Annotated in this window: 2 protein-coding genes, 1 tRNA gene and 1 pseudogene; 2 read left to right on the top strand and 2 right to left on the bottom strand. The window is 67.4% G+C overall.

Annotated elements, in window-relative coordinates; translation table 11 throughout:
• Nucleotides 1–1,007 (top strand): LLM class flavin-dependent oxidoreductase (locus tag VHK87_RS03435; protein WP_329633497.1); only part of this gene is annotated, 1,007 nt, incomplete at its 5' end.
• 139 nt (nt 1,008–1,146) lie between these two features.
• On the opposite strand, the gene VHK87_RS03430 is transcribed toward VHK87_RS03435, so the two are convergent.
• Nucleotides 1,147–1,458 carry a hypothetical protein gene (locus tag VHK87_RS03430; protein WP_329633496.1) on the bottom strand — a complete coding sequence of 104 codons (312 nt, stop codon included), beginning with the start codon at nt 1,456–1,458 and terminating at the stop codon, nt 1,147–1,149.
• A gap of 220 nt (nt 1,459–1,678) precedes the next feature.
• Nucleotides 1,679–1,753, bottom strand: a tRNA-Lys gene (locus VHK87_RS03425).
• 125 nt (nt 1,754–1,878) lie between these two features.
• Here VHK87_RS03425 and VHK87_RS03420 point away from each other — a divergent pair.
• A pseudogene (locus VHK87_RS03420) lies at nt 1,879–2,155 on the top strand (hypothetical protein); the annotation flags it as partial.

The raw sequence follows: 2,155 nt of genomic DNA, 5'->3' as shown, positions 1-2,155 counted from the left end.
AGAACATCCGCTTGGGCCATGGCATCTACCAGCTGACCACCAACCATCCGGCCAAGGTCGCCGCCAACGTCGCGGCCCTCGACCTGCTGTCGAATGGACGTGTGGAGCTCGGCATGGGCGAGAGCGCCTCGATCACCGAGCTCGAGCCGTTCGACATCCCGTTCAAGGAGAAGCGCGAGATCTTCGAGGACGCGGTCCGCTGCCTGGTCCCGATGTTCACCTCGCCGAACCACGAATACCACGGGCCCTACTTCGACTTCCCGGCCCGCAACGTGCTGCCCAAGCCGCGCCAGAAGCCGCACCCGCCGCTGTGGACCGCCTGCTCGCAGCTGCCGACCATCGCCTACGCCGGCGAGAAGGGGCTCGGCGCGCTGGGCTTCCAGTTCGTCAGCGCCGATGCGGCCCACGCCTGGGTGCACGCCTACTACAACGGCATGACCAAGCGGCTGGACCGGCTGGCCGACTATCCGGTGAACCCGAACATCGCCCTCGTCTCGATGTTCATGTGCGCCAAGACCGACGAGGAGGCGCGGCAGAAGGCGGACGGAGCGACCTTCTTCCAGTTCTGCCTGCGGTTCTACAACTCGGCCGACCGCAAGCGCCCGGGCCCCGGCGAGGTCGACATGTGGGTCGAGTACAACAAGTGGAAACAGGCCAATCCCGAGGCCGCCGAGAACGCCCTCTCCGGCGGCCTGATCGGCAGTCCCGAGACCCTGCGTCGCAAGCTGCGCAAATTCGAACAGAGCCACATCGACCAGGTGATCCTGCTCAATCAGGCCGGCCGCAACAGCCACCAGGACATCTGCGACTCCCTCGAGCTGTTCGCGGAGGAGGTGATGCCCGAGTTCCATGGCAATATCCCCGCGCACGAGGAATGGAAGGCCAAGGTGATGGCCCGAGAGATCGAGCTCGAGGAGATCGACACCGCCGCTTTCACCGCCCGCTATGGGGCCAAGTCGGTGGACCTGAACAAGGCGCCCGTCCCGGCGAAGGCGCCGGCGGAGTAGGCTTCGCCCCTTCACCGCCTTCGGCGGCCCCCCTCCCCCGCTTTGCGGGGGAGGATCCTGGGCGCCAGCACCTCCCCCCGCCCGCAGAGGACGCGGGAGGTGGATCGGCGCGCGTCAGCGCCGAGACGCAGGGGGCCTTCTAGTCCTTCTTCGCCCGCTGGCGGGCGACGAGCAGTGAGACCAGGGCGGCGGCGGCGACGGCCACCGCCGCCGCCGTGGCGGCCGGATGCTTCTTCACCGTCTCGCTGGCGCCTTTCGCCAGCGCCTTGGACTGTTCCTTGGCCTGGACGGTCAGCTGCTGGGCCGCCTGGGAGAGGGCCTCGGCCGCCCGCGCGATCGCCTCCTCGGCCTCGTCGCCGCTCTTGGCGGTGGCCGTCTTCAGGTTGCGGGAGATCTCCTTGAGATTCGTCTCGAGGTCGGAGGCGACGGACTTGATCAGCGATTTGGCCAACGGGAGTGCTCCTTGCAGGCGTTCCCCACGATGCTGCGCAATTCCAGGGCGAGGGCAAGCCCTTACGGTCCAGCTCGGCGCGCGCGCCGGCTGCCGCCGCCCTTAACCATCTGGAATTTATGAGATTGTCACCGCACGGAAAGCGGCCCACCATGCCCTTCGCCGCCCGAGGGCGCCGAAGGTGGAGCTGGTCGTCTGCCGCATTCCGCACGACAGAGCTTGGTAGGCCGGGTGAGGATCGAACTCACGACCATTCGATTAAAAGTCGAATGCTCTACCGCTGAGCTACCGGCCCAGGGCGCGGCGCGTGTGCGCGCCGGCCGAAGCGGCGCGGACCTTAGGGCGGAGGCCGCTCTGCGGCAAGGCGTGAACGGGAGCCACGGCCAACCTCGCGCATTATCCCGATCGGGAGGATCCAGTATGAAGCGCACCCTTGCTGTGTCAGCACTGTGCGGGGGAGCGCTCGCTGCGACTGCCTCCCCGGCGTCAGCCCAGTCGCTCAAGACAGCCGAAGATTCCCAGAGGAGCTCCCTGACCTACGCCATCACCTCGCCGCTGCGCGATGTGAACCTGATGCGCAGCAAGATTCCGGTCGTCCTGAAGGATGCGCTGGACGATCCCTATCGGCGGCCGGCCTCGGCGACCTGCTCGGCAATCATTGACGAGGTGTCGCGGCTGAACGCGGCGCTGGGCGACG

Source organism: Phenylobacterium sp. (assembly GCF_036263695.1).
Lineage (GTDB): Bacteria > Pseudomonadota > Alphaproteobacteria > Caulobacterales > Caulobacteraceae > Phenylobacterium.
The sequence above is the reverse complement of the archived record's forward strand: the minus strand, read 5'-3'. Positions and strand labels throughout refer to the sequence as shown.